Here is a 26,918-nt window from a genome sequence, read left to right on the forward strand (position 1 = left end):
CGGCGGCTCCGGATCGGTTAATCCGTTACAAGCAAGTCCTGCGCCATTGGGGGGCGGGGCTTTTTCGGGGGCTGCTATCGCGAGCAAGCTCGCTCCTACAGAGACATACTCATTCCCCCTGTAGGAGCGAGCTTGCTCGCGATAGGTCCATCAAGCAGCCCCAATCACCCGAATATACCCTGTTACAAAAGCCCGAGCGACTTGGCCCGCGCCACCGCCTGGGTCCGGCGCTCGACGCCGAGTTTGCTGTTGATATGACTCGCGTGAGTCTTGACGGTATGCAGCGAGATAAACAGTTGCTCGCTGATTTCCTGGTTGGAGCAGCCTTGGGCGATCAACTTGAGCACCGCCTGTTCGCGGACGCTGAGGGTTTCGCCGCTGCCGTTGGCTTCCTGGTTGGGCAAGAAGCCCAGCAGGCTGACCTGGGCCGGGCTGGCCGATTGCGCCTGGAGTTGTTCACGCAGCCAGTCGGGGTGTTCGTTGAGCAGGCGCTGATAGGGTTGCAACGCCCCGCCCCGAGCGGATTCGAGACTCAACACCAAACGCTCGCGAGCGCCGGCCTGATCGCCCTGAGCCAACAGCAAACCCACCTGCTGACACAACGCGATAACGCAGAGCAGTTGCCCGCCGCTGGCCTGACCCCGCCCGACCAACGTCTGCAATCGCTGCCCCGACTGGGCCAGCCGACCCTGAGCCTGCTCCAGCAGGGCCTGCTGCAATTCGATATGCAACGGCAACAGCGGATGAAACTCCGGCGCCGCCGCGGCCTGTTGCCCGCCATAGGTCTGACTCAGTCGCAGCAGCCAGGATTCGGCCAGATCGTTGCGCCCCTGGGCCAGCCAGAGTTCGCATTTGACCAGGGTAATCATCGCCAGATAGAAGATCGGCGGCACATCCCAAATGTGCATCAGGCGCTCGGCCTCGGCCAGCTCGGCGAAGGCTTCGGCGAAGCGGCCTTCGCGGCCGTCCAGGGTCGCCAGGGCGCAATGGCCGATCAGCACGCTGATATCGCGGCAGGCCCGCGCCTCGATCAGCCCGGCACGCAGGCGACTGCGCCCGGCTTCGGGCTGCAGGCGGCTGACCAGCAAGTACCCCTCGTACAACATCAACCGCGCACGCACCGCATACAGCCGCTGCGCCGAAAGGCCGTGCAGGCGTTGCAGGCCCTGACGCACCTCGTCCATCGCCCGCAGCACCTCGCCGCGGGCATGCAGCACCCGCGCCCGATCGTAATGGGCCAGGGCCTCGAACAACGGGTTGCCGACACGCTGCGCCAGCTCCAGCGCTTCGCGGTTCCAGCCCCGCGCACGCCAGAAATCGGCATCGGCGATGGCCAGGTTGGACAGCGTCGACAGGCACATCAGGCGCTGCCCATAGCGTTTGTTCGGCAGGCTTTGCAGGGCCTGCTCGCAATAAGAGCGGGTACGTTCGCGATCACCCCGGCCGCGGGCGATGATCCCGCTCAAGGCCAGCCACTGCGCGAGCATGGACTTCTGCGCGGTGGCCGAGGGCGCCGGCAGGAAACGGCTGAGGTGGCTGGCCAATTCTTCGGCGGCGTCCAGTTGGCAGGCCAGCCCCAGCGCCCAGCTGTACAGCACGATCAGACGCGGCGTGCTGATCAGCAGGCTGTCGGGCAGGTCCATCTTCCAGCGCAGCAGCATGCCGACGTTCTGTTCGGCCAGCAGTTGTTCTTCAGAGAGGTTCTGCACCAGGTTGGCCGCCACATCCAGGTGCCCGGCCCGCAGCGCCTGTTCCACAGCTTCGTCCAGCAGACCCTGGCCGTGGAACCAGCGACAGGCGCGCAGGTGCAGGCTCGACAGCGGCAGGCTGGCCTGGCGGGTGCGCAGCAGGTCGGAGAACAGGTGGTGATAGCGGAACCAGTAACCGTGCTCGTCCAGCGGCACGAGGAAGACTTGGTGAGATTGCAGATAACGCAGGATTTCGTCGCTGTCGTGGCTTTCCCGCAGGGCATCGCACAGGTCTGCGCAGAAACGCTCCTGGCAGGCGGTGTCGTTAAGGAAGCTCTGGACCTCGGCCGGCAGGCAGTCGATGACTTCTTCCAGCAGGTAATCGCGGATCAGCCCTTCGCCACCGTGCAAGGCCTGGGGCAGCGGGCTGTCGGCACCGGATTCGGTGGCCGCCAGCAGCCAGAAACGCAGCCCGGCAACCCAACCGTCGCTGCGCTGGATCAGGTTGTCCAGCGCCTGGCCGCGCACCGACGGGTGCTGGCCGAGCACGGCGAGGGATTCGTCGGGGGTCAGGCGCAGGTCCTGTTCGTTGAGTTCGAGCAACTGCCGCGACAGCCGCAGCCGCGCGAGGTGCCAGTCCGGACGCTGGCGGCTGGTGACCAGCAGCACCAGGCCAGGCGGCAGGTGATTGAGGAAGAATTGCAGGCATCGGTCCAGCACAGGCCCTTGGGCCAGGTGGTAGTCGTCCAGCACCAGCAGCACGGGGGACGTGCTCAGCAAATGCTCGGCCAGTTCATCGAGCAGGCCGTCGAGCCATTCCTCGAAGGCGAACGGCTGATGGCGCTGGCGCATTTTCAGCAGGCCCAGTGCCTGGCCGCCGAGACTCGGGCAGTACTGTTGCAGACCTTCGAGCAGGCGCTCGAGAAAACGCCCGGGATCATTGTCGCGTCGGCTCAGCCCCAGCCACAGGCTGCGCCAATGCGGCGGCAGGCTTTGGCAGAACTCCACCGCCAGCGAACTCTTGCCAAATCCTGCGGGTGCATTGACCAGCAACAGACGCCCACCCAGCCCGGCCTGCAAACGCTGGCAAAGGCGTGCCCGCGGCACATGCCCGTCGGGCAGCGGTGGCCGGTAGAAACGCCCTTCCAGAACCGACACGGTCTGTTGGGTGAACCCTTGCGTGCTGGACAGATCGGTCATGGCCGGCTCGTTTTAATTGAAATCTTCGGCAACAGGGATTGGCGCAGACTAGCGGTTTAACCGACACATTTGAAGGCGATTGCCGCAAGTACGGAAAAAAGACTACAACAAGAAGCAACAGAGACAACATTGACAGGGCGCAACGGACTACCGGGTTAGCGGTAAAAACGGCGGGGCCAGCGGAAATAGTCGATGGCTGCGACGGAAATCAAAACGCCCCGGCAAGCCGGGGCGTTCTGGGGATCACACGGAGGGTTTGAAGCGTTAACGCACGCCCTCTTGACTCAGGGCCGCTGGCTGGAATTCAGCCTTGCTGGCACTGAAGCCGAAGTCGTAGGCCTTCTTCTCTTCGTTCTTCATGCCCAGCGCCAGATAACGGCCCGATTGCAGGTCGTAGATGGCTTCCAGGGTGTACCACGGCACTTCCACGTTGTAGTAGTCCTGGGAATGAGCCTCGGATACGCGCCACAGTTGGTCACGACCGTCGTACTGGTCGATCACCGCCGCTTGCCAGGTGTCTTCGTCGATGTAGAAGTCACGTTTGGCGTAGATGTGGCGCTGGCCTGGTTTCAGGGTCGCAACCACATGCCATACACGGCGCAGCTCGTAGCGGGTCAGGTCCTGGTTGATATGGCCCGCCTTGAGGATGTCGGAATACTTCAGGGTTGGCGAGTCCAGCTTGTAGCTGTTGGAGGCGATGAACATCTCCTTCTTGCCTTCCAGCTTCCAGTCGTAGCGGTCTGGCGCACCGTTGAACATGTCCAGGTTGTCGGAAGTCCGCAGACCGTCGGCGGCGGTACCCGGACCGTCGTAGGACACCTGCGGCGCCAGGCGTACGCGGCGCTGACCGGCGTTGTAGACCCACGCCTTGCGCGGTTCCTTGACCTGGTCGAGGGTCTCGTGGACCAGCAACACCGTACCGGCCAGACGTGCCGGAGCGGTCACTGCCTGCTTGAAGTAGAACAGCACGTTGCCTGGATCTTGCGGGTTGTAGTCCTTCATCTTGTCGCGGAAGACGAACTGGTCCTTGAAGTACACCAGGCTGTAGCTGCCGTTTGCCTGCGGCGTGGCCTGGGTCACCAGGCGGGTCACGCTGCCGCCGCGGTAGCGGGTGATGTGGTTCCAGATCACCTCGACGCCGCTTTTCGGAATCGGGAACGGAACGGCGACCTGGAAGTTGTTCAGGCCGTTGCCGCCCTCGACCAGGGTGGTGGCCGTGGCGTTCTGCTTGATAGCGGCGAACACCTCATTCGGCACACTGGAGCCGCGGTGGGTCGGGTACACCGGGAGCTTGTAGGTATCGGGGTAGCGCTTGAACATCGCGAGCTGGCCAGGCGAGAGCTTGTCCTTGTACTGGTCGGCGTTCTGCGCGGTGATGGTGAACTTGGGTTGTTCACTGCCGTACGGGTCGGAGAGGAAACCCTTGGCGTCGACGCTACCGGCAGTCTTCGACAGCGGCTGCCAGGCCGTGATGGAGCCGTCGGCGTTACCGGCCTTTTCTGCGCCCATCGGGGTCAGCGTCGAGCCCAGCTTGGCCGCTTCATCGGCGGAAACGGCAGCCATTACGCTGGTCGCCAGCAGGGACAACCCCAGCACGCCGGCTTGCAGCAGAGTCTTGGTGGTTTTCATTGTCATGTTCTTCTTCCTGAATCAATGCGCTTAGAAGTTCACGCCGAAGCTGAGGGCGATGAAGTCGCGGTCATCCACGGTGGTGTACTTGCCGTCGAAGAAGTTGGTGTACGACAGGCTGGTGGTGTAGGTGTTCTGGTATTCGGCATCCAGACCGAGGCTGACGGCCTTGCGACCTTCCTCGAAGTTGCCGCCAGGACCAGGCGAGTAGCCTTCCACGTCGTGGGACCAGGCCACGCTCGGCTTTAGGTTCACGCCGGCGAACACGTCCGGGTAGTCCCAGATGGCGCGGGCACGGTAGCCCCAGGAGTTGGCGGTAGTGAAGCCGTCGTTCTCGCAGTAGCGGGTCAGGTTGTTCTTGTCCGCGGCGGCCAGGGTGCTGGCGTTCAGCGATGCGCAGCGACCATTCGGCAGCGGGCCAGGGCCGTACACGGGGTCACGGCCATAACGCGCCTTGGAATTGCTTTCCAGACCACCGACGTGGGTCCAGCCAACTTCACCTACCAGTGTCAGGCGACTGGCGCCCATGACCTGATCGAAGAAGTGGGTGAAGGTGGTTTGCAGTTGGGTGATTTCCTTGCGGCGATACCCTGGCTGGTCTGTGCCCGGGCTGCCCTTGAGTACCGACGCGGTCGGATCCAGCGGAGTGAGGCCGGAATAGAGAATATCGGTAGTGTTGAGCTGCACCGGCGCATTCGGACGGTAGCTGACCTCACCACTCCACGCGGTACCGGTAGGCAACGTGGTGGAGAAGCTCAGGCCATACAGGCGAATGTCTTCAGGGTATTCAACGTAGTAACTGGAGTTACCCGCGACCACCAGCGGCAGCAACGTCGATGCCGCTCCCACAGCCTGGGCCTGGGTCAGGCCGTTGGCCATCAATCGCGCAACCAGGTTTGGGGCACTGTAAGCGCTGGCTGGACCGCCCTTGCCGCTGAAGATCGGCGCACGGCTGTGGTAGTTCATGAAGTAACCACCGAACTCGGTGTTCAGCGGCTCGAACATGTATTTCAAGGCTACACCGAACTGGCCACTGTCACGGGCATCGCGGTCGCCGTCACGGCGCACGATCACGCCCTCGTCAGGTGAGCCGTAGTTCACACCCAACTGGGACAGCGCGTTACGCACGGCCGGAGAAGCGATGCTGGATTGTTTCGCCAATACGGCGAGGTTGCGGTCACAACCATCAGCGATAACGTCAGGCTGCGAGAAGAACGTCCCGCAGTTATCCACCACGGTCTGGTCCCACTCGAGCTGGTAGAAGGCCTGAGCCGACAAGTTGTCGGTCAGACTCTGGGAAATGTAGAACATGTTGACCGGGATCAGGCCTTCCTTGATCTCGGCACCCGGACGACGAAACGCAGACACGTCGATCGGGTTGACGGAGTTGATACCGCTGCCGATGAAGGTACTTTCACCCCAGTTCACCACCTGCTTGCCGAGACGAACGGTGCCCGGCAGATCGGCAATGGCGTAGTTGTGGTACACGAAGGCGTCGAGAATCTGCCCGCCGGAGGACTGTGCGCCTTCCTTGCGGTTCGAGTCGCTGATGTCCTTGAACTCGCGGTGTTCGTCCTTCAGTTCGAAGTCATACCAGTACTTGCCCCGGACGAAGACGCCGGTGTCGCCGTACTTGAGCTCCAGGTCATGGATGCCCTTGAAGATCTTCGAGAAGGTTTCACCGCGCTTGAAGTTCAGGTGGCCGTCGTCGGAGGTCTGCGAAAGGCCGCGACCACCGTTGTTGGCACCGATCAGGTTCTTGTTGGCTTTCTCGGTGGACCAGCTCGCACCGACCGACAGCGACGAGTCGAAACTCCCCTCGATCTCACCGATATTGAAACTGACGGCGAATGCTGGACTTGCAAGCGTAGAAGCGAGGCTGACGGCCAGGGGCAGTTTCGCCCGGCGCCAGAACAGATTTACTGATGTCATCGACGCTACTCCATGTACTTTATTTTTATGGCAGTGAGTCCTTCAATGAAACGGAGGCCGATCGGTCGCCAGACTGGCAGGGCGTATGTCGGTGCGCTGCATGCGCATTCCCCATTCCTCAAAATCCCCTGACCCGACTATAGCCAGCAGGTAGTAGTGCTTGATCCCTCTAAAGTGTGATTTGCACATCACCCTCGCTCATGGCAGGACCGGAGCGGGTGGTCTACAGGCTGGCTGGGCAAGAATGGCTGATATTTTCCATTTCACAAGGCAGCGGGGCCTCTGGAATGCGGCCCGCGTCAGTCAAGACGCGGGCCGGTGCGGCTTACAGGGTGGAAAGAAAAGCGCTGTTGCTGGCCTGCCACTCGACGATGTCGATGCGGATACGCTTCTTGTCGAGCTTGCCGACACTGGTCTTGGGAATTTCGGTAACAAGGGCGATCTGGCTGGGGATTGCCCACTTGTTGATGTGCCCCAGCTCGACGAACGGCTTCAAGTGTTCCTTCAATACCCGCGCATCGATGCTCGAACCTTCCCGCACCACCAGCAACGCGAACGGCCGCTCGCCCCACTGCGGATCGGCGATGCCCACCACGGCCACCTCGCGGACGGCCGGATGGCGGCTGATGAGGTCTTCCAGATCGAGTGACGATACCCACTCGCCGCCGGTCTTGATCACGTCCTTGATGCGGTCGCGGATGTCGATCACGCCCATGCTGTCGAGGGTCGCCACATCGCCGGTGTGCAGCCAGCCGCCGGCCCACAGTTCCTCGCTCTTGGCCTCTTCGCGGTAGTAACCCATGGTCAGCCACGGCGCGCGCAGGACCAGTTCGCCCTGGGCTTCACCATCGGCCGGAAGGAATTTGCCGTCGCCATCGACGATCGCCGCTTCCACCAGCGGCACCGGCACGCCGGCCTTGATCCGGTAGGTGACGCACTCGTCCTCGCTGCCGGCCAGCAGCTCTTCGTTGAGGTGCGCGCATGCCACCAGCGGGCAGGTCTCGGACATGCCGTAAGCGGCGGTCAACTGGATGCCGCGGGCCTTGGCCGCCTCGTAGAGCGCGCGGTTCAGCGCACTGCCGCCGATGATGATCTTCCAGCCACCGAAGTCCTCGTTCTGCGCGCCCTTGGCGTTGAGCAGCATCTGCAGGATGGTCGGTACGCAGTGGGAGAAGCTGACTTTCTCGTCACGCCACAACTTGACCAACAGTTCCGGATCGTAACGCCCCGGGTACACCTGCTTGAGGCCGAGCATGGTTGCGACGTAGGGAATGCCCCAGGCGTGAACGTGGAACATCGGCGTGATGGGCATGTAGACGTCGTCGGTGCCGAGCAGGCGGATGCTGTCGATGCTACCGGTAACAGTGGCCACCCCCATGGTGTGCAACACCAGTTGGCGGTGGGTGAAGTAGACGCCCTTGGGGTTACCGGTGGTGCCGGTGGTGTAGAAGGTGGTGGCGACGGAGTTTTCGTCGAAGTCCGGGAAGTCGTAGTGCGGGCTGGCGGCGGCCAGCAGTTGCTCGTATTCGCCGACCAGACCAGGCAGCTCGGCGGTTTTCTCGGGGCCATCGGTGAGCAGGATGGTTTTTTCCACCGTGGTCAATTGCCCGGCAATCGCCTGGTAGAGCCCGACGAACTCGCTGTTGACCAGCACGAAGCGGTCGTCGGCGTGGTTCATGGTGTAGAGGATCTGCTCCGGCGACAGGCGCACGTTGATGGTGTGCACCACCGCGCCGATCATCGGAATGGCAAACATGCACTCCAGGTAGCGATGGCTGTCCCAGTCCATCACTGCCACGGTATCGCCGGCCTTGACCCCGGCTTCGGTGAGCACGTTGGCCAGGCGCGCAATGCGCTCGTTGAGGGTCAGATAGCTGTAGCGCAACTGGTCGCGGTAGACGATCTCGCGGGTTTTCTCGTAGCGGCTGCCAGACATGAGCAGGCGCTTGATCAACAGCGGAAACTGATACGCACCCTCGGCGGGGGCGATGATACGGGTCTGCAACATGGGAGGCCCTTTTCTGGAGTTGCACGGGGCATGGACAAAGCTGTCCTTACTCTAGAACGGGCCAGCGGCGGTCAAATCAGCCAAAGGAATGATTTGACCGCCATTCGACCGAACGGTCATACCGTCCGGCCGCCTCTGTTCAGCGTATTTCGCTGAACGCGATCTTGATCCCGAGGGCGATCAGCACGGCGCCCATGGTGCGGTCGAACCAGTGCCCCATGCGGGCAAAGCCGGCGCGCACGCGAGCCTGGCTGAACAGCATCGCCACCAGGCAGAACCACAGGCCGGTGGCCAGCGCCAGGTACACGCCGTAACCGGCCTGGACCAGCAGCGGCGTATGCGGGTTGATGACCACGGTGAACAACGACAGGAAAAACAGCGTCGCCTTGGGGTTCAGGCCATTGGTCATGAAACCGGCGACGAAGGCCGCGCGCGGTGTGCGTTCGACGGTGGAAACCTGGATCGCCTCGCCGCCCGCGCCGGCCGGCTTGGCGCGCAGGGCCTTGAAGCCGATGTACACGAGGTAGGCGGCAGCGGCCCATTTCAGCGCGTTGAACAGCATGATCGACTGCGACACGATCAGGCCGATGCCCAGCAGCGAGTAGCCCACATGCAGGAAAATCGCTGTGCCCACGCCGAAGGCGGTCCAGGTCCCGGCGCGGCGCCCGTGGGTCACGCTTTCGCGCACGACCACGGCGAAATCCGGGCCGGGGCTGGCGACGGCCAGCAAGTGAATCAGCGCGACCGTGAGAAATTCTGCCCAATACATGAAAAGCGGCTCCTGGTAAAAATGAGGGGCGTACCTTAACGATTCATAACTTGTTACAACAGGTACAGTTGGGTGTGGTCTTCGGGGTCTTGCAGGCTTGACCCTCCCCCAAGGGTCACCCCCTCCCCTGCGCCCTTTTCCCAAGGGCCCCGCCACACATGACCCAACGCATCCTGATCATCCTCGGCCACCCCGCCTCCGACAGTTTCTGCGCCACCCTCAGCCAGCACTACGCCGACGCTGCCCGCAAGGCAGGCCACGATGTGCGCCTGCTCAGCCTTGGTGACCTCGCTTTCGACCCGATCCTGCGCCAAGGCTATCGCCAGGAGCAGCCGCTGGAGCCCGACCTGCTCGAAGCCCAACAGCACATCACCTGGGCTCAACGCCTGGTGCTGGTCTACCCGGTCTGGTGGGGCGGCGTGCCGGCGTTGCTCAAGGGCTTTCTCGACCGGATACTGCTGCCGGGCTTCGCTTTTCGCTACAAGAGCGGCTCGCCCTTCCCGGAAAAACTCCTGGCCGGCCGCACCGCTCACCTGCTGGTGACCCTCGACACCCCGCCCTGGTACTTCCGCTGGATCTACGGCGCGCCCGCCCTGCACCAGATGCGCCGCACCACCCTGGCCTTCTGTGGTATCCGCCCGGAAAAGACGCTAACGTTCGGCCCGGTTCTCCACTCCACGCCGCGGCGCCGCCAGTCCTGGCTACAGCAGGCCCGCGCCCTGGCCCTGCATTGAAAGGATGTTCGATGTACATCGGCGAAGCCGCCCGCCTCTCCGGCACCACCATCAAGTGCATCCGCCACTACGAAAGCATCGGCCTGCTGCCCCCGGCGAAACGCCAGGGCAAGTACCGCATTTATGACCCGCACGACGTCGAGCTGCTGGGGCTGATCAAATGCGCGCAGCGGCTCGGCTTTACCCTCCGCGAGATGCAGGCTCTAATGGCCGACGGACAGATTTCCCTCGAGCGTGCTCGCCAGGCCATCGCCGGCAAGAGCACGCAACTGCGCCAGCGGATCTACGACCTGCAACGGCAATTCGATGAGTTGCAGGCGTTCGACGCCGGTCTGCAGCAGCTTGCGGACAGCTGCTTCCCCCTTCTTTAATCCGTCATCGATCCAGGAGCCTTTCATGACCCACGCCGTCTTTCTCGACCACAGCTCGCTGGACCTCGGTGATCTTGACCTGAGCGGTCTGCGCGCCTGCTTCGAGCGTTTCGACGTTCACCCCGCCACCGCCCCCGAGCAGGTCGCCGAACGCCTGCGCGGCGCCAGCGTGGTGATCAGCAACAAGGTCATGCTCGACGCCGCCACCCTCAAGGCCAGCCCGGACCTGAAACTGATCCTGGTGGCCGCCACCGGCACCAATAACGTCGACCTGCAGGCCGCCCGCGCCCAGGGCATCGTGGTCAGCAACTGCCAGGGCTACGGCACGCCGTCAGTTGCCCAGCACACCCTGACGCTGCTGCTGGCACTGGCCACCCGCCTGCCGGACTACCAACACGCGGTCGCCGCCGGCAAATGGGGCCAGGCCAAGCAGTTCTGCCTGCTGGATTTCCCTATCGTCGAGCTGGAAGGCAAAACCCTCGGCCTGCTCGGCCATGGCGAGCTAGGCAGCGCGGTCGGGCGACTGGCCGAGGCCTTCGGCATGCGCGTCCTGCTCGGCCAACTGCCGGGCCGCCCGCCACGTGAAGATCGCCTGAGTCTGGACGAGTTGCTGCCGCAGGTCGACGCCCTGACCCTGCACTGCCCGCTCAACGACAGCACCCGTCACATGATCGGCGCGGCGCAACTGGCGCTGCTCAAGCCCGGCGCCTTTATCGTCAACACCGCACGCGGCGGGCTGATCGACGAACAGGCGCTGGCCGACACCCTGCGCGCGGGCCATCTGGGCGGCGCGGCGACCGACGTGCTTTCGGTCGAGCCGCCGGTCAACGGCAACCCGCTGCTGGCGCCCGACATCCCGCGCCTGATCGTCACCCCGCACAGCGCCTGGGGCGCAGTGGAAGCGCGGCAGCGGATCGTCGAGCAGTTGAGCGAAAACGCTCGCGCGTTCCTGAGTGGCAGCCCACGGCGGGTGGTCAGCTAAGCCAAGGCGGGTTCTGGTAGACTTCGCCACTTTTTTCAGGAGCCGCCGTCCATGGACCCGCGCAGTGAAGTGTTGCTTCGTCAGGCCGATCTGTTCACAGGCCCGCTGTTGCTCGCCGGGTTACCGGCCGACAGCCTGCTGGGCACCTTCAGCCAGGCGCTGGGCTGGTCCTGGCATGCCGGCGACCAGGCAACGCTGGACGCCCGTTACAGCGGACGCAGCCACTACGGCGTCGAAGTGCCGGAGGTGCCGTTCGACGGCGCCGTGCTGTTCCTGCCCAAGTCCCGCGACCTGGCCAACTCCCTGCTCAACGCCCTCGCCTCGCGCCTGGGCGGCCGCGAGCTGTTTCTGGTCGGGGAAAAACGCGGCGGCATCGAGGCGGCGGCCAAGCAACTTCACGCCTTCGGCAACCCGCGCAAGCTCGACAGCGCCCGCCACTGCCAGTTATGGCAGGTGACCGTGGAACACCCGCCCGTCGCGCAGCCGCTGGAAAGCCTCGCGGAACGCTTCGAACTGCCGCTGGCCGATGGCCCGTTGCAGATCGTCAGCCTGCCCGGCGTGTTCAGCCATGGCCGGCTGGACCGCGGCACCGCGCTGTTGCTGGAGCATCTGGACGGTCTACCCTCGGGGCATGTGCTGGACTTCGGCTGCGGCGCCGGGGTGCTGGGCGCGACGATCAAACGACGTTATCCACAGAGCCGGGTCACCCTGCTCGATGTCGACGCTTTCGCCGTCGCCAGCAGCCGCCTGACCCTGACGGCCAACGGTCTGGAAGGCGAGGTGATCAGCGGCGACGGGATCGACGCCGCACCTCGCGGACTGGACGTCATTCTGAGTAATCCGCCGTTCCACACCGGGGTCCACACCAATTACCAGGCCTCGGAAAACCTGCTGAAAAAATCCGCCGAACATCTGCAAAAAGGCGGCGAAATGCGGCTTGTCGCCAACAGCTTCCTGCGCTATCAGCCGCTGATCGAGGGCGCGCTGGGCAACTGCGAAGTGCGTGCTCAAGGCCAGGGATTCAAAATCTACCGGGCGTTGCGGTCGTAAAAACTTCGCTTGCCGAAACGGTTTTGCGAAGGCAGAATCCGCTCCGTCCTAGGGGAGTAGTCTCCCGCGAGCGCCCTGCTCGCCTGGTGCGACGTCAACATACTTGGTCCACAGACCATGGCGCGCACGACCCACGGTCCGCACAGACGGATCCAGGGTTTGACAAGACCTATGACACGCACACCTTACCCGGGGCGGGAAGGCTGTACGTGTCATAGCCGTGTCGACCCGCCCCCGTAGGAATCCTGATGTTGGAATCGTTGCTCGTCCCCACCGCAATCGTTGCGCTCGCTGAAATCGGCGACAAGACGCAATTGCTGGCCCTCATTCTCGCCGCTCGCTTTCGCAAGCCCTGGCCAATCATCGCCGGCATCGTCGCCGCAACCCTGGCCAACCACGCCGCAGCGGGTGCCGTCGGGGCCTGGTTCGGCAGCTTCTTCAGCGAGGCGACCCTGCACTGGATTCTGGCCGCAAGCTTCCTCGCTACCGCCCTGTGGACGCTGGTTCCGGACAAGATGGACGATGACGAAGCCGGCGCCGCGCGGCGCTTCGGGCCGTTCCTGACCACGCTGATCGCGTTCTTCATCGCAGAAATCGGTGACAAGACCCAGGTCGCCACGGTGATGCTGGCGGCGCAATATCCGCACCTGATCCTGGTGATCATAGGCACCACCCTGGGCATGCTGATTGCCAACGTGCCGGTGGTACTGGCGGGCAACTTTGCCGCCGATAAACTGCCTCTGACCCTGATCCGCCGCCTGGCAGCGAGCGCCTTCGTGGTGCTGGCGTTGGTCGCGGTGTATTCGGCGATGAAGGTGAGTGGCTGGGTAGGCTGAGCCTGATCGGGTAGTGCTGATGGCCTGATCGCCGGCAAACCGGCGATCAGGCTTACAACCTCTTACTTCTTCGCCTGCTCATACAACGGCATCACTTTCGGAATCGCCGCTTGCAACGAAGCGATACGGCTGTCCGAAGCCGGGTGAGTGCTCATGAACTCCGGCGGCGAGTTGCCACCCGAAGCCTGGGCCATCTTGTTCCACAAGGTGATCGCTGCATTCGGGTTGTAACCGGCACGCGCCGACAGTTCGAGGCCGATCAGGTCGGCTTCGTTCTCGTTGCCACGGCTGTTGGGCAAGGTCAGGCTGTACTGCACAACGGTGTCGGCCAGGGCCAGGCTGTCTTCGCCCAGACCCAGCAAGGCGCCGGCACCCTGGCGGGCAATCTGGATGCCATAGGCCTTGGACATCGCTTCACGACCGTGCTCGCGCAGGGCGTGGGCGATTTCATGGCCCATCACCGCGGCGATTTCATCGTCGGTCAGTTTCAGTTTGTCGATCAGGCCGGTGTAGAAAATGATCTTGCCGCCAGGGCCGCAGTTGGCGTTGAGCTCGTCGCTCTTGATCAGGTTCACTTCCCACTTCCACTGCGCAGCATCCGGGCGGAACTGCGGCGCCTGGGCAATCAGCCGGTCAGCGATGGCCTGCACACGTTTGGCCGCAGCGCTGGTCTTGTCCAGTTGGCCCTTGGTGGACGCTTCGCCCAGGGTCTGCTGATAAGACTGGGCGTACATCTGGTTGACCTCGTCGGTCGACAGCATGCTGAACATATATTGCTTGCGTTCAACACCCACCGCTCCGCCGTTGGTGGTGTTCACCGCCTGGCAACCCGCCAGCAGCATCGAGGCGCTCAAGGCGCCAATAACAACCGATCTACGCATCAATAAAACTCCCTTCTAACGTGGGCCGTATCCTAGGCCGGCACGATTCATCGCGCCACAACCGTTAGCAAAGATTTCTGTCCGCCAGTCTCATGATTTAGCGGCGGCACGCCGATAACACCGGGGCAAGGCGACTTTTCCCTGCGCTCGGAGCCTCTATGAAGTTCAAGTCGATCCAGTTTTCCGTTGCGGCCCTGGCGGGCGCCATCGTGTTGAGTATCGTCGCAGCCCTGGTGCTGTATGCGGTGTATTCCGGTGCAAAAACCCAGGAACTGGTGCAGAACCGCACGCAGCAGCAGTTCGATGCGTTGATAGAGCAGCGCCTGACCGCCCTGGCCCAGACCCAGGTCAGCCAGATTCTGCGTCGCCTTGAAGCCCCCCTCCTGATCGCTCGTGGCCTGGCCACCACCAACGCCCAGATCGGCCAGAAAAACGAAGCCGGCACCCCGCGCCTGCAGGTCCAGCGCGAAGAGCTGATCACCCTGCTGAAGCAGACGGTTGTGGATAACCCGCTGGTGCTGGGCGGTTACATCGCCTGGGAGCCGAACGCACTGGACCACGCCGACGCCAGCTTCGTCGGCACCTCGATCAAGGGCATCGATCCCACCAACGGTCGCTTTCAGCCTTGGTGGTACCGCAATACCGACGGCACCCTGGCCGTTGAAGCGCTGGTCGACCTGAGCAATAACACCCTGCTGTCCACCGGCGTGCGCGCCAGCGAGTACTACCTGTGCTCGCAGGAGAGCAAGCGCGCCTGCGTGATCGACCCCGCGCCTTATAAAGTGGGCGACAAGATGGTCATGCTCGCCTCCTTTATCGAACCGATCCTGGTAGACGGCAAGTTCCAGGGCATTGTCGGCGCCGACCTGTCGGTGAACTTCATCCAGGACCTGCTCAAAGCCGCCGACAGCCAGCTCTACAACGGTGCCGGCGAACTGGCGCTGATCTCCAACAACGGCCGCCTGGTTGCCTACACCAAGGACGAGAACAAGTTTGGCGAGAAAGCCAGCGACGTGCTCGACGCCGTCGACGCCGCCGGCCTGTCCAAACTCAGCAGCGATACGCTGCGCTATGAAGTCGACCACGAAAACGGCCAGATCCGCCTGTTCCTGCCGTTCAAGATCGCCGACACCGACACCCGCTGGACCCTGCTGCTGCAACTGCCGACCAGCGCGGTCATGGCCGACTCGGAAAAACTGCAGAACGAGCTGAGCGAACAACGCCGCACCGACATTACCGGCATGACCCTGGTCGGCCTGACCATCGCCGCCCTCGGCCTGCTGGTGATCTGGCTGCTGGCCCACGGTATCGCCCGTCCGCTGCGGCAGATGGTGGCCATGCTCGACGACATCGCCCAGGGCGAAGGCGACCTCACCCGCCGCCTGCACAGCGACCGCGCCGACGAGCTGGGCTCGATCGCCAGGGGCTTCAATACCTTCCTCGGCAAGCTGCAATCGATGATCAGCCAGGTGGTCAGCTCGGTGCAGAAGGTCAGCGACTCGTCGGAGCACACCGCCGATATCGCCATTCGCACCAACCAGGGCGTGCACAAGCAGATGGCGGAGATCGACCTGGTCGCCACCGCGGTGCACGAGATGACCGCCACCGCCCAGGACGTGGCGCGCAACGCCACCCACGCCGCCCAGGCCGCGAGCAATGCCGACCAGGCCGCCAACCAGGGCCTGTCGATCGTCCGCGACACCTCGCAATCGATCACCGCCCTGGCCGAAGAGATCGGCCGCGCGGTCGGCGTGGTACAGGCCCTGGCCCGCGACAGCGAGAACATCAACGCCATCCTGGTGGCGATCCGCGCCATTGCCGAGCAGACCAACCTGCTGGCGCTCAACGCCGCCATCGAGGCTGCACGGGCGGGTGAGCAGGGCCGCGGCTTCGCCGTGGTCGCCGACGAGGTGCGCAACCTGGCGCAGAAGACCCAGCAGGCCACCGAAGAAATCCAGCAGATGATCCAGCAACTGCAGCAGGGCACCCGCGACGTGGTGCGGGTCATGGAAGACAGCCAGGGCAAGACCGATGTCAGCGTGCAACAGGCGGCGCGGGCGGCCGAGGCGCTGGAAAGCATCACTCGCGCGGTGTCGGTGATCAACGACATGAACACCCAGATCGCCAGTGCCGCCGAGGAGCAGAGCGCGGTGGCCGAGGACATCAACCGCAACGTGATCAACATCGGCCAGGTGGCCAACGAGGTGGCCGGTGGCGCCGACGAGTCCAGCACCGCCAGCGCCGAGCTGACCAAGCTGGCCGAGCAGCAGCGTCGGCTCATCAACCAATTTAGAGTTTGAGCTGCAAGCTACAAGTTAAAGCAGGGTGTCAGTCAGTTAGCGTTTTGACGCCTATGTTGGGGCTGCTTTAACTGACTGGCATTAGGACGCGGTGCTTCTTCTTGCAGCTTATGGCTTGAAACTTGTGGCTGCTCAGCCGGGGGTCAAGCATTCCGGGGCATTGAGTTTCGGATCGTTGACGAAGTTGGCCAGCACCCGCTCGCGCAAGGCGGCGGGCTGACTGGCCAGCAGGCCCTGGAGTTCACCGACCGGGGTGTCCGGGTTGAGCCACGCGGCCTGCCCGGCGGCATCGAGGATCAACGGACGACGCTGGTTCATTGCCGCCTGGGTCACCACCGCGGTGCTCAGCCAGACCTGCTCCTGCACCGGATACGCTTCCCAGATCGCCGCAAAGAACAACGATGAACCCTCCCCCGGCGTCAGCCAGTACGGGCGCTTGCGCACCGCGCCGCGCCATTCGTAGAAACCGTTGGCCGGCAGCAGGCAGCGGCGCTTGGCGAAGGCTTCACGGAACATCGGTTGTTCGGCGAGGGTTTCGGCGCGGGCATGGGCGGGGGTGCGGGTGAGGTCGGTCAGCCAGGGCGGAGTCAGGCCCCAGCGGGCGCGGGCCAGGGTCATCTGGCCGTCGTCCAGGCGCTGGATCAGTACCTGGGCGCCGGGAGAAATGTTCCATTGGGCCTGCTGGCCCTCAGGAAAGCCGGGCAACGCGGCAAAGGCCGGCGACCAGCGAAACAGCGCATAACGTCCACACATTCAGGCGAAACCTAGCAAATCAGAATTCCCGGAAGGTGATCCGGCTCGTCGCCAGGAAGTGGCTGGGCCGCATTGTACGCGGCGATCAGTTGCCGTGCGTACTCGGCCTGCTCGTCGGGCACCGCCAGGCCAAGCAGGCCGTGCACCGGCAGCTCGCCAATGCCGCCCATCAGGTCGCGCCCGGCCAGGTACGCCTCGATGCCTTCGCTGCCGAGCATGCCGATCAGCACTTCGGCTTCCAGCAGGTTTTCCGGCTCGTAGATTCGCTGCATCAGTCGTCCTCGCGCTTAACGTCCAGCATCCATTCGTCACCATGGACCTGCAAAATGAACACGATCGGACGGCAACACACCGCGCAGTCCTCGATGTAGTGCTGGTCACCGCCGGAAAGATCGACGGTGGTTTCCACGGCTTCGCCGCAATAAGGGCAATCGTAGATCGCAGTTTCCAGCATCGCGGCCTCCGCAGTGATTGTGCGTATAATTGCCGGTCTTGCGCCCCCCTCAAGCCGGTATTTCTGGGCGCAGCCTTACCCTTTACCCTAGCCGTTTCACAACAAGAGAGCATGATGGGCGAATTCGATGCCATCCGACCCTACGACGACGCTGAGGTCCCTGCCGTTCTGGCACGCCTGCTCAGCGACCCGGCATTCCTGGATATCCTCACCCGCTTCCGCTTCCCGCGCATGGCCACAGGTTTCGGCTGGCTGCTCAAGCCGCTGATCGCTCGCCGTCTGCGCAAGGAATTCGCCGGCGTGACCTGCGTCTCGACCCTGCAGGACAAGGTCGAGTTCTACGTCGACCACACTATCGAGCGCGCCACCGACGGCGTCACCTACACCGGTGTGGAGCAATTCAAGTCGGGTACCGCCTACCTGTTCCTGGCCAACCACCGCGACATCGTGATGGACCCGGCGTTCGTCAACTACGCGGTCTACCACGCCGGCCTGCCGACCCCGCGCATCGCCATCGGCGACAACCTGCTGCAGAAGCCCTTCGTCAGCGACATGATGCGCCTGAACAAGAGCTTCATCGTGCACCGCTCCATCAGCGGCCGGCGCGAGAAGCTGGCGGCCTATCAACTGCTCTCGGCCTACATCAACCACTCGATTCGCAACGACGGCGCCTCGATCTGGATCGCCCAGGCCGAAGGCCGCGCCAAGGACGGCGACGATCGCACCGATTCGGCGATCCTCAAGATGTTCCACATGAGCCGCAAGAGCGAGCCGTTCGGCGAGGTGATCCAGTCGCTGAACCTGAGCCCGGTGTCGATCAGCTACGAATACGACCCGTGCGACCAGGCCAAGGCCCGCGAGCTGTACATCCGCGCCACCACCGGCAGCTACAGCAAGGCGCCGGGTGAGGATGACCTGAGCATCGCCCAGGGCATCACCGGCTACAAAGGGCGGGTGCACATCAACTTCGCGGCGCCAGTGACCGAACTCTTCGACGACACCAAGCAATTGGCGGCGGAGATCGACCGGCAGATTCTCGCCGGCTACCGGCTGTTCCCGGCGCATTACCTGGCGTACGCGCAGTGGGCCGATGCCGACCCAGAGTTGCAGGTGCCGAAGGCGGCCGAACTGTTTGGCGCCGAAGAGCTGGCCAAGGCTCAAGCGGAGTGGCAGCGCCGGCTGGAGGCGTGCCCGCAAGAGCATCGTCCGTACCTGGTGTTGCAGTACGCGATGCCGGTGCGCAATCAGTATCGGGTCAAGGCCGGGTTGCCGCTGTAACGCTTGAGGGCCTCATGGCGAGCGCGCGATGAGGCCCTGAAGAGGTCAGATCCAGGTGCTGACCCAGGACAACAGCAACGCCAGCGCCAGGAAAGCAAACCCCAGGCTGTAATAGAACCGGTTGACCCGCTGGGTCAGCAGGTCGATGGCTGCCTCGCCCGCCGGCAGGCTGGCCATGGCCCGCGAGGCACGGCGCCGGGCGTTGTGCAGGAGCACGCCGCCAGGACAGGTCAGCAGCAGAGCCAGCAGATTGATCAGTTTGGTCGGGTGGGCAGCGAACAGGCCCCAGAACATTTGCAGCGACATCGCCTTACCTCGAAAGAACCACGATTGCTTCGAAACGCGCGCATTCTACCCAAGCCGCCCGTCCCTGCCCGCCTTTTACGACCAATGACGATAAATTGCGCCGTCATACAGTCGTCATCCAGACAAGCCACCCTGTTGCCCTCCCAACGAACCGGAGCTTGTCATGCTGCACGCCGAAAACCAGGATCGCCTCTATCTGATTGCCCAGAGCGAGGAGCAGGAAGCGCTGATCGACGGTTTGGCCTTCAACGTCCAGGACCGCCAATGGCTGGTCTACTGTGCCCTGGGCGGCCATCCCCACGATCATTTGCCGGAGGTCGACAGCCAGACCGGTATCAGCGTGCTCGACTTCTACGTCGACGCGGCCTGAGCCGCGCGAAGCTGCAAGCTGTCAGTTTCAAGCCACATGAAAAAGCCCGATACCTGTCGCCAGGTATCGGGCTTTTCTTATTGCTGGAAACTTGAAGCTTGCAGCTCAAGGACGGTTTATTCGCCCAGCACCTGACCGATGGTCGGATCCTTGAACAGGCGGGTCAGAGCGTCGCTGAGCACGTCGCTGACCAGCTTGGTGTTGGTTTCCTGGTTCGGCGCCATGCCGAAACGCTGGTCCAGCGAAGCGCCGTAGCGGCCACTGTAACGGCGGTTGGCGTTGTTCACGTCAGCCTTGAAGGTCGCGCCGATGGTGGCTTCGGTCACGTACAGGCCTTCTTTCGGCGACTGGTACTTGAGTTCGGCCAGGGTCACGGTCAACTGAGGCGCGTTGTAGGCGTTCGGCGTCGGGGTGAAGCCCAACAGGCGGACAGCGGCTTCAGCCTGGGCCTGCAGCTTGGGCAGGATGTCGTTGCCGGTGACGCTGATGGCGCTGGTTTCCGGGTACAGACCGCCACGGGTGCCGAGGGTCTGGGTACCGCGTCCGTCGACCACTCGCACCACCACCGGCTGGCCATGGCCAACGGGTGCAAGCTGGGCGGTGAGTTTCGGTTGCGGGCTGAGTTGTTGCGGACTGTGGGCACAACCCACCAGGGTCAGGCTGGTCACAGCGATCAAACCGAACAACAAACGTTGCAACATGCTCATCTCTCCTGGAATAGCGGCAAAGGCCGCCAGTATACCCAGCCCGTCGTGCGCCAGTCATCGGGCCTCTGGGGTTAGGACAGCGCTTTCATGCATCCAATTCCCTGTCATACGGACTTCATCATTGCAGACGTATGCTGGCGCCAGTTTCCTACCGGTACATCGCCATGCACAGCCTCTGGTCCCTGCTCTTCAAACGCCAGCCGCAACGCCACTTCGCGCGCCTCGACGCGCAGGGCCTGTGCCAGGCATTCAAATGCTGCGAACAGCTACCTGCCGGGTTCGGCTGGGTGGAAGTCAGCGAATCGCGCCTGCAATGGCTGAACCGTCCACTCCCCGGTAACGCCCGGGTCGTACAGCGTCCGCGCGGCAATCGACTGCAGCGCATGCTCGCCGCCTGACGGCCGAGCAAGAAAAGTCGTTAATAAAGGTCGTTTCTCCCGGCGACCTCGTTATAATCTGCCCCCGATTATAAGGACGTCTCCTGATCGGGCCCCGCAGTACCGCCAATGCCACGCATCGGCTTCCCCGCATCCGCCCACAGAGAGCCGCCCACACAGGTCTTGCGAAGCCGGTGTGCCCGCTTTTTTCTCGGCCCCCATGCTCTGCCTGAACCTGACGGACCTGCCCTGCACGGTCCATTTTTGAGGTTCACGACTCCAAAAGAGCGTGAAAAAACGGGTTTTCACAACTTCACAAGAGTGTGGCGAGCAATGAACAGTCTGGTATGTGCAAAAGCATCATCAGTGTCCCGAACAGCCCCAAGCAGCTGGCTACGGCCTTCATCCGTCATGGGTGACTGAGGCCGGTTTCATAGCGCACGACGGGCGCCTCGACCATAAGTCGAATTGCCGCACCGGCCGCAAAATGCGTTCATACGCATCTAACGAGCCTGGTTGGCAGTGTCCGTGAACGTTGGAAAGCTGCGAAGTATCGGATAGGGCAGTCTCGGAGTTCCGGGGTCCTATGCTGTCAATTAGGTGCTGAAGATTTTGGAGATGCGTTAAATGGCGCAGAACGAAACAGTCGATGTGGTACTGGTAGGGGCAGGCATCATGAGTGCCACCCTGGCCGTGCTGCTCAAGGAACTCGACCCGGCAATCAAGCTGGAAGTCGTCGAGTTGATGGATTCGGGTGCCGCGGAAAGTTCCAATCCGTGGAACAACGCAGGTACGGGCCATGCCGGGCTGTGTGAACTGAACTACACGCCTCAGGCCGCTGACGGCAGCATCGACATCAAGAAAGCGGTGCTGATCAACACCCAGTTCGAGGTTTCCCGTCAGTTCTGGGCGTACCTGAGCAAAAAAGGTGCGTTCAGCTCGCCACGGGCGTTCATCAACCCGGTGCCACACCTGAGCTACGTCGAGGGTGACAAAGGCGTCGCGTTCCTGAAGAAGCGCTTCGAGCTGCTCAAGCAGCATCACGCCTTCAGCGAGATGGAATACACCGAAGACCAGACGGTGATGAAGGAGTGGATGCCACTGATGATGCCGGGTCGCCCGGCTGACCAGAAGATCGCCGCTACCCGCGTGATCAAGGGCACCGACGTCAACTTCGGCGCGCTGACCAACAAACTGCTCAAGCACCTGGCCAACGCGCCGGATGCGCAGGTCAAGTACAGCAAGAAGGTCACTGGCCTGCGCCGTAACGGCAGCGGCTGGACCGTCAGCGTCAAGGACGTCAACAGCGGCAGCAGCCGTGATGTCGACGCCCGCTTCGTATTCCTCGGCGCCGGTGGCGCGGCCCTGCCGCTGCTGCAAGCGTCCGGTATCCCGGAAAGCAAAGGCTTCGGCGGCTTCCCGGTCAGTGGCCAGTGGCTGCGCTGCGACAACCCGGAAATCGTCAAGCAACACCAGGCCAAGGTCTACAGCCAGGCCGCGGTCGGTGCTCCGCCGATGTCGGTTCCGCACCTCGACACCCGTGTGGTGGACGGCAAGAAATCCCTGCTGTTCGGCCCGTACGCCGGCTTCACTACCAAGTTCCTCAAGTACGGTTCGTTCCTTGACCTGCCGCTGTCGGTGCGCATGGGCAACATCGGCCCGATGCTGGCCGTGGCCCGCGACAACATGGACCTGACCAAGTACCTGGTCAGCGAAGTGATGCAGTCGATGGAGCAGCGCCTGGACTCCCTGCGCCGCTTCTATCCGGAGGCGAAAGCCGAGGACTGGCGCCTGGAAGTCGCTGGCCAGCGCGTGCAGATCATCAAGAAAGACCCGAAAAAAGGCGGCGTTCTGCAGTTCGGTACCGAACTGGTGGCCGCACAGGACGGCACCCTCGCCGCCCTGCTGGGTGCCTCGCCAGGTGCTTCGGTGACGGTGTCGATCATGCTGGACCTGATCGAACGCTGCTTTGCCGACAAGGCCAAGGGCGAGTGGGCCGAGAAGCTCAAGGAAATCTTCCCCGCGCGGGAGAAAGTCCTGGCAGCCGACGCAGCCCTGTACCACAAGGTCAGTGCCTACAACGACGAGGCCCTGGGCTTGGTCGAAAGCAGCCCGGCGCCAAGCTACGCTTGAGCCGCGCTCATAAAAAAACGCCCTTCGGGGCGTTTTTTTTGCGCCGAAGATCGATCAGCCGCGGGCTTTCTCGATGATCTCGACGTATTCCGGCGCGTTGCGCTGGTCGGCGATCGCCTCGACGAAGGTCTTGCCGTGCTCGTCCTTGCCGTCCAGGTCGTAACCGGCTTCAACGAAGAAACCGACATAACGCTCGAAGTCGTCGATGCGCAGGCCACGGTAGCCCTTGATCAGCTTGTGGTGCGAAGGCGAGGTCACGCCATCGGCTGGCTCGTAAATGAGGAACGATTTGACGTAGTCATCGCTGATTTCGTCGCCAATCACCTGCTTCTTGTCTTTACGCATTACCGACTCCAACTGAACCATCAAGGACATTTTCCACGGGGCGGGCAGTTTACCCCCCGGCGGGCCCGGCGCTCAACGCGCGCGAAGGGTTCCGGTGTGCAGATCGGCCCAGATGTGGCCGTTGGGGTAGCTGAGGAATTGCACGTAGACGGTGTCGTTGCGCAGCAGGTCGAGGATCACCTGATACTGCGCCGGCGCGTAATTCAGGGTCAGGGTCCGGGTAGCACTGTCGAAAGCCGGCTTTTTCAGGCTTTTGCCCTCGCCGTCGAAGCTGATCACCACCTGGGTGATGGTCGCGCCCTGGCTGAGCGGCTTGCCTTTCAGGCGCATGGTCAGTGACGAAGTGATCGGCAGCGGTTGCTGGTTGGACTGGCGCTGGTTACCGACGACCACCGAATAGCTGGTCACTTGCAGCAGTTGCTGGCTTTCGGGGTTTTCCCCACGCACCGACTGCTCGTCCGGCGGCAGGAACTGGCCATGCATCGGCGCCGCAACGGCAGGCAGGCTCAGGAACAGGAGAAGCGGGAGAATCGTCGCACGCATGACAGGCTCCTTGGAGGGCCTGGCACTCTACCATGATGTGTCCGGTTGTCGCGGGGCGCAGGCGTTGCGCCAGGCCCCGCGGGCAATCAGTCGAACTGTGCGCGCATCCACGCCTGGTAGGCCGCGACTTCCGGCTCGCCTTCGCGCGGCGCCCAAGGGGCCATGTCGCCGTCGCTGACCGGGCGGTACGGGCCGGCCTTGCATTCGAACATCAGGGTGTCAGCTTCCATGACCACCAGGCCATGGAAAATGCCGGGCGCCAGATCAACCCCCAGGCAATCGCCGCCAGCCTGCATGATCCGCTTGTCCAGCACGTTGCCGGCCTCATCGAAAATCAGCACACCCAGCTTGCCCTTGAGGATGATCAGGTTCTCGGCCTTGTCGGCCGCCTGGTGGCGGTGGGGCGGAACGTAGGTTTCCGGCTGCAGGCCGACCAGCATGCGGTGGCAGGAGTCTTCCATCTCATGGAAGTTGTGGTGCGCACGGGCCCGTGGGCTTTGCGCGGCCTTTTGTGCCACCTCGGCAAACAGCGACTGGTCCAGGTAGGAAGGCTTGGCCATGGTGTCAGAGTCCCTTGACGGCGTAGATGCCATTGGCGTTACGCCAGTAGCCCTTGTAATCCATGCCGTAGCCGAAGACATAGCGGTCGACGCAGCTCAGGCCAACGAAGTCGGCCTTGAGGTCCGGGCTGGCCTTGCGGTCGTGGTCCTTGTCGATCAGCACGGCGGTGTAGACGTTGCGCGCACCTGCATGACGGCAGAAATCCATGATGGCGCTGAGGGTGTGACCTTCATCGAGGATGTCGTCGATGATCAGCACGTCGCGGTCGATGAACGAGACTTCCGGCTTGGCCTTCCAGAACAGGTCGCCGCCGCTGGTCTGGTTGCGGTAGCGGGTGGCGTGCAGGTAGGAGGATTCCAGCGGGAACGGCAGGTGGGTCAACAGTTTGCCGGCGAAGATCAGCCCGCCGTTCATGACGCAGAACACCACCGGGTTGCTGTCGGCCAGGCGCTCGGTAATCTGCGCGCCGACCCGGGCGATGGCCGCCTCGACTGCGGCTTCATCGTGCAGGCAGTCGGCCTCGCGCATGACTTGACGGATGTGCTCGAGATCAGCGGACATGAAACTCTCCAGGGAGTCAGGATTTGGAAAAGCGGGCAAAGGTACGCATCCACACGCATCAGATCAAGCATTTCTGGACTAACGTCCAGTGTGGCTATAGGACACACACGGTCGAATAGATTAATCTAGCGCGGTTTTTTTGCCCGCATTCCGGAGCCCTTCCCCATGCCCATCCGTGAGATCCGCCATCCGCTGATCCGCCACAAGCTCGGCCTTATGCGCCGTGCCGATATCAGTACCAAGAATTTTCGCGAACTCGCCCAGGAAGTCGGCGCGCTCCTGACCTATGAAGCCACCAAAGACCTGCCGCTGGAAACCTATTCCATCGATGGCTGGTGCGGCGCCGTTGAAGTCGAGAAGATCGCCGGCAAGAAAATCACTGTAGTCCCGATCCTGCGCGCCGGCATCGGCATGCTCGAAGGCGTGCTCAGCCTGATCCCGGGCGCCAAAGTCAGCGCCGTGGGCGTGGCCCGCAACGAGGAAACCCTCGAAGCCCACACCTACCTGGAAAAGCTCGCGCCGGAAATCGACCAGCGCCTGGCCCTGATCATCGACCCGATGCTGGCCACCGGCGGTTCCATGGTCGCGACCATCGAGCTGCTCAAGCGCGCCGGTTGCAAGGATATCCGCGCCATGGTCCTGGTGGCCGCGCCGGAAGGCATCGCCGTGGTGGAAAAAGCCCACCCTGACGTGCAGCTCTTCACCGCCTCGATCGACCAGCGCCTGAACGAAGACGGCTACATCATTCCCGGCCTGGGCGATGCCGGTGACAAGATCTTCGGCACCAAGCAGAAGGACGCCTGAGCATGCAGGACGAGTTCAACGAACCGCTCTGGCGCCAGATAGTCTCCGGCGCACAAATGCTCTTCGTGGCCTTCGGCGCTCTGGTGCTGATGCCACTGATCACTGGCCTTGATCCCAACGTCGCACTGTTTACCGCAGGCCTCGGCACGCTGCTGTTCCAGATCGTCACCGGGCGTCAGGTGCCGGTGTTCCTGGCCTCCAGCTTCGCCTTCATCACCCCGATCATCCTCGCCAAGGGCCAGTTCGGCCTGGCCGAGACCATGGGCGGCGTCATGGCCGCGGGCTTCGTCTACACCTTCCTCGGCCTGGCGGTGAAGATCAAAGGCACCGGGTTCATCGACCGCCTGCTGCCACCGGTGGTGATCGGTCCGGTGATCATCTCCATCGGCCTGGCCATGGCGCCGATCGCGGCCAACATGGCCATGGGCAAGGCCGGCGACGGCGCCGCCCTGATGCCGTACAGCACGGCGATGATGATCTCGATGCCGGCACTGCTGACCACCTTGATCGTCGCGGTCTTCGGCAAAGGCATCTTCCGCCTGGTGCCGATCATTGCCGGCGTGCTGGTGGGCTTTGGCCTGTCGTTCGCCTTCGGTGTGGTCGATGTCGCCAAGATCGCTGCTGCGCCTTGGCTTGAACTGCCGAAGTTCACCGCGCCGGCGTTCAACTGGCAGGCCATCCTGTTCATCGTTCCGGTCGCCCTGGCGCCGGCGATCGAACATATCGGCGGCGTGATCGCGGTGGGCAGCGTGACCGGTCGCGATTACCTGAAGACCCCTGGCCTGCACCGCACCCTGCTGGGTGACGGCATTGCCACCACCACCGCTGGCCTGTTCGGCGGCCCGCCCAACACCACCTACGCCGAAGTGACTGGCGCGGTGATGCTGACCAAGAACTACAACCCGAAGATCATGACCTGGGCGGCGGTGTTCGCCATTCCCCTGGCCTTCATCGGCAAGTTCGGCGCGCTGTTGCAGAGCATTCCGGTGCCGGTGATGGGCGGCATTCTCTGCCTGCTGTTCGGCTCGATCGCTGCGGTCGGCATGAACACCATGATCCGCCACAAGATCGACCTGAGCGAAGCCCGCAACCTGGTGATCGTTTCGGTGACCCTGGTATTCGGTATCGGCGGTGTGCTGGTCGGTAGCGGTGACGGCCCGGATGACTGGGGCCTGAAAGGCATCGCGCTGTGCGCGGTGGTGGCTATCGCCCTGAACCTGCTGTTGCCGGGCAATGACGGCTGGAAGAACAAGGTGATGGATGATCATCTGCCCTGAGCGGAGTGATCTTCACCTGTAGAAAAGGGGCTGCGTTGGCAGCCCCTTTTTTATGACTGAAGATAGGGT

27 protein-coding genes and 1 pseudogene are annotated in these 26,918 nt (G+C 63.0%); 13 read left to right on the forward strand and 15 right to left on the reverse strand.

Annotated features, from left to right (window positions below; genetic code table 11):
- Window positions 1–182 precede the first annotated feature (182 nt).
- The 5 genes from HWV67_RS24915 to HWV67_RS24935 all read right to left on the reverse strand — a co-directional run bounded on the left by HWV67_RS24915 (window position 183) and on the right by HWV67_RS24935 (window position 9,226).
- Window positions 183–2,888, reverse strand: a complete 2,706-nt coding sequence (locus HWV67_RS24915; protein WP_175653193.1) for a helix-turn-helix transcriptional regulator — start codon at window positions 2,886–2,888, stop codon at window positions 183–185.
- Window positions 2,889–3,152: 264 nt separating this feature from the next.
- Window positions 3,153–4,517, reverse strand: a complete 1,365-nt coding sequence (locus HWV67_RS24920) for a DUF1329 domain-containing protein (RefSeq protein ID WP_175653372.1) — start codon at window positions 4,515–4,517, stop codon at window positions 3,153–3,155.
- Between the two features lie 30 nt (window positions 4,518–4,547).
- Entirely contained in the window at window positions 4,548–6,449 is a 1,902-nt protein-coding gene (locus HWV67_RS24925; protein WP_175653194.1) for a DUF1302 domain-containing protein, read from the reverse strand.
- A 325-nt stretch (window positions 6,450–6,774) separates the two neighbouring features.
- Window positions 6,775–8,457: a fatty acid--CoA ligase gene (locus HWV67_RS24930; RefSeq protein ID WP_175653195.1), complete on the reverse strand. Its 1,683-nt coding sequence runs from the start codon at window positions 8,455–8,457 to the stop codon at window positions 6,775–6,777.
- A 139-nt stretch (window positions 8,458–8,596) separates the two neighbouring features.
- Window positions 8,597–9,226 (reverse strand): LysE family transporter, encoded by a 630-nt coding sequence (locus HWV67_RS24935; protein WP_110971885.1) that lies wholly within the window; start codon window positions 9,224–9,226, stop codon window positions 8,597–8,599.
- Between the two features lie 158 nt (window positions 9,227–9,384).
- Here HWV67_RS24935 and HWV67_RS24940 point away from each other — a divergent pair, with 158 nt between their 5' ends.
- The 5 genes from HWV67_RS24940 (at window position 9,385) to HWV67_RS24960 (ending at window position 13,199) form a co-directional block, all read left to right on the forward strand.
- The gene (locus tag HWV67_RS24940) at window positions 9,385–9,960 is read left to right on the forward strand and encodes an NAD(P)H-dependent oxidoreductase (protein ID WP_175653196.1); all 576 of its coding nucleotides are present in this window, start codon (window positions 9,385–9,387) and stop codon (window positions 9,958–9,960) included.
- An 11-nt stretch (window positions 9,961–9,971) separates the two neighbouring features.
- Window positions 9,972–10,331, forward strand: a complete 360-nt coding sequence (locus tag HWV67_RS24945) for a MerR family transcriptional regulator (RefSeq protein WP_175653197.1) — start codon at window positions 9,972–9,974, stop codon at window positions 10,329–10,331.
- A gap of 25 nt (window positions 10,332–10,356) precedes the next feature.
- Window positions 10,357–11,313, forward strand: coding sequence for a 2-hydroxyacid dehydrogenase (locus HWV67_RS24950; protein WP_175653198.1), 957 nt, complete (start codon window positions 10,357–10,359; stop codon window positions 11,311–11,313).
- 51 nt (window positions 11,314–11,364) lie between these two features.
- On the forward strand, window positions 11,365–12,363 hold the full coding sequence (locus HWV67_RS24955) for a class I SAM-dependent methyltransferase (RefSeq protein WP_175653199.1): 999 nt from the start codon (window positions 11,365–11,367) through the stop codon (window positions 12,361–12,363).
- 248 nt (window positions 12,364–12,611) lie between these two features.
- Complete coding sequence (locus tag HWV67_RS24960; protein ID WP_175653200.1) at window positions 12,612–13,199, forward strand: TMEM165/GDT1 family protein; 588 nt, start codon at window positions 12,612–12,614, stop codon at window positions 13,197–13,199.
- Between the two features lie 62 nt (window positions 13,200–13,261).
- Here the strand turns inward: HWV67_RS24960 and HWV67_RS24965 are convergent, their stop codons facing one another.
- A complete protein-coding gene (locus tag HWV67_RS24965) occupies window positions 13,262–14,080 on the reverse strand; it encodes a M48 family metallopeptidase (protein WP_095158620.1) in 819 nt (272 codons plus the stop codon).
- Between the two features lie 1,241 nt (window positions 14,081–15,321).
- Between HWV67_RS24965 and HWV67_RS32270 the strand changes: the two are divergent.
- Together HWV67_RS32270 and HWV67_RS32275 are read left to right on the forward strand one after the other, a co-directional pair.
- Window positions 15,322–15,522, forward strand: a pseudogene (locus HWV67_RS32270) (HAMP domain-containing protein); the annotation flags it as partial.
- A gap of 114 nt (window positions 15,523–15,636) precedes the next feature.
- The gene (locus tag HWV67_RS32275) at window positions 15,637–16,380 is read left to right on the forward strand and encodes a methyl-accepting chemotaxis protein (RefSeq protein ID WP_371864333.1); all 744 of its coding nucleotides are present in this window, start codon (window positions 15,637–15,639) and stop codon (window positions 16,378–16,380) included.
- Window positions 16,381–16,512: 132 nt separating this feature from the next.
- Here the strand turns inward: HWV67_RS32275 and HWV67_RS24975 are convergent, their stop codons facing one another.
- The 3 genes from HWV67_RS24975 to HWV67_RS24985 are packed head-to-tail and all read right to left on the reverse strand — an operon-like array spanning window position 16,513 to window position 17,587.
- A complete protein-coding gene (locus HWV67_RS24975; RefSeq protein WP_175653202.1) occupies window positions 16,513–17,133 on the reverse strand; it encodes an SOS response-associated peptidase in 621 nt (206 codons plus the stop codon).
- 11 nt (window positions 17,134–17,144) lie between these two features.
- A complete protein-coding gene (locus tag HWV67_RS24980; RefSeq protein WP_095158623.1) occupies window positions 17,145–17,405 on the reverse strand; it encodes a putative signal transducing protein in 261 nt (86 codons plus the stop codon).
- Complete coding sequence (locus tag HWV67_RS24985; protein WP_095158624.1) at window positions 17,405–17,587, reverse strand: CPXCG motif-containing cysteine-rich protein; 183 nt, start codon at window positions 17,585–17,587, stop codon at window positions 17,405–17,407. Before HWV67_RS24985 ends, HWV67_RS24980 begins: the two co-directional genes overlap by 1 nt.
- Before the next feature lie 111 nt (window positions 17,588–17,698).
- Here HWV67_RS24985 and HWV67_RS24990 point away from each other — a divergent pair, with 111 nt between their 5' ends.
- Entirely contained in the window at window positions 17,699–18,865 is a 1,167-nt protein-coding gene (locus HWV67_RS24990; protein WP_095158625.1) for a 1-acyl-sn-glycerol-3-phosphate acyltransferase, read from the forward strand.
- Between the two features lie 45 nt (window positions 18,866–18,910).
- On the opposite strand, the gene HWV67_RS24995 is transcribed toward HWV67_RS24990, so the two are convergent.
- On the reverse strand, window positions 18,911–19,171 hold the full coding sequence (locus HWV67_RS24995; RefSeq protein ID WP_095158626.1) for a hypothetical protein: 261 nt from the start codon (window positions 19,169–19,171) through the stop codon (window positions 18,911–18,913).
- A gap of 163 nt (window positions 19,172–19,334) precedes the next feature.
- Here HWV67_RS24995 and HWV67_RS25000 point away from each other — a divergent pair, with 163 nt between their 5' ends.
- A complete protein-coding gene (locus HWV67_RS25000) occupies window positions 19,335–19,541 on the forward strand; it encodes a hypothetical protein (RefSeq protein WP_095158627.1) in 207 nt (68 codons plus the stop codon).
- Between the two features lie 116 nt (window positions 19,542–19,657).
- Here HWV67_RS25000 and HWV67_RS25005 read toward each other — a convergent pair whose 3' ends face one another.
- Window positions 19,658–20,242 (reverse strand): YajG family lipoprotein, encoded by a 585-nt coding sequence (locus HWV67_RS25005; protein ID WP_095158628.1) that lies wholly within the window; start codon window positions 20,240–20,242, stop codon window positions 19,658–19,660.
- A gap of 170 nt (window positions 20,243–20,412) precedes the next feature.
- On the opposite strand from HWV67_RS25005, the gene HWV67_RS25010 reads away from it, so the two are divergent.
- On the forward strand, window positions 20,413–20,646 hold the full coding sequence (locus HWV67_RS25010) for a hypothetical protein (protein ID WP_095158725.1): 234 nt from the start codon (window positions 20,413–20,415) through the stop codon (window positions 20,644–20,646).
- Window positions 20,647–21,252: 606 nt separating this feature from the next.
- Complete coding sequence (mqo, locus tag HWV67_RS25015; RefSeq protein ID WP_175653203.1) at window positions 21,253–22,758, forward strand: malate dehydrogenase (quinone); 1,506 nt, start codon at window positions 21,253–21,255, stop codon at window positions 22,756–22,758.
- Window positions 22,759–22,812: 54 nt separating this feature from the next.
- On the opposite strand, the gene HWV67_RS25020 is transcribed toward mqo, so the two are convergent.
- The 4 genes from HWV67_RS25020 to HWV67_RS25035 form a co-directional block, all read right to left on the reverse strand.
- Entirely contained in the window at window positions 22,813–23,103 is a 291-nt protein-coding gene (locus HWV67_RS25020) for a PA4642 family protein (protein ID WP_095158630.1), read from the reverse strand.
- Window positions 23,104–23,175: 72 nt separating this feature from the next.
- The gene (locus tag HWV67_RS25025; RefSeq protein WP_095158631.1) at window positions 23,176–23,646 is read right to left on the reverse strand and encodes a hypothetical protein; all 471 of its coding nucleotides are present in this window, start codon (window positions 23,644–23,646) and stop codon (window positions 23,176–23,178) included.
- A gap of 86 nt (window positions 23,647–23,732) precedes the next feature.
- Complete coding sequence (locus HWV67_RS25030; protein ID WP_175653204.1) at window positions 23,733–24,206, reverse strand: WbuC family cupin fold metalloprotein; 474 nt, start codon at window positions 24,204–24,206, stop codon at window positions 23,733–23,735.
- 4 nt (window positions 24,207–24,210) lie between these two features.
- A complete protein-coding gene (locus tag HWV67_RS25035; RefSeq protein WP_095158633.1) occupies window positions 24,211–24,768 on the reverse strand; it encodes a hypoxanthine-guanine phosphoribosyltransferase in 558 nt (185 codons plus the stop codon).
- 165 nt (window positions 24,769–24,933) lie between these two features.
- On the opposite strand from HWV67_RS25035, the gene upp reads away from it, so the two are divergent.
- Both upp and HWV67_RS25045 read left to right on the forward strand, forming a co-directional pair.
- Entirely contained in the window at window positions 24,934–25,572 is a 639-nt protein-coding gene (upp, locus tag HWV67_RS25040; protein WP_095158634.1) for a uracil phosphoribosyltransferase, read from the forward strand.
- A 2-nt stretch (window positions 25,573–25,574) separates the two neighbouring features.
- Window positions 25,575–26,849, forward strand: coding sequence for a uracil-xanthine permease family protein (locus HWV67_RS25045; protein WP_175653205.1), 1,275 nt, complete (start codon window positions 25,575–25,577; stop codon window positions 26,847–26,849).
- The last annotated feature ends 69 nt before the right edge of the window (window positions 26,850–26,918 follow it).

The sequence above is a fragment of the Pseudomonas sp. Marseille-P9899 genome, from assembly GCF_903166565.1.
Lineage (GTDB): Bacteria > Pseudomonadota > Gammaproteobacteria > Pseudomonadales > Pseudomonadaceae > Aquipseudomonas > Aquipseudomonas huaxiensis.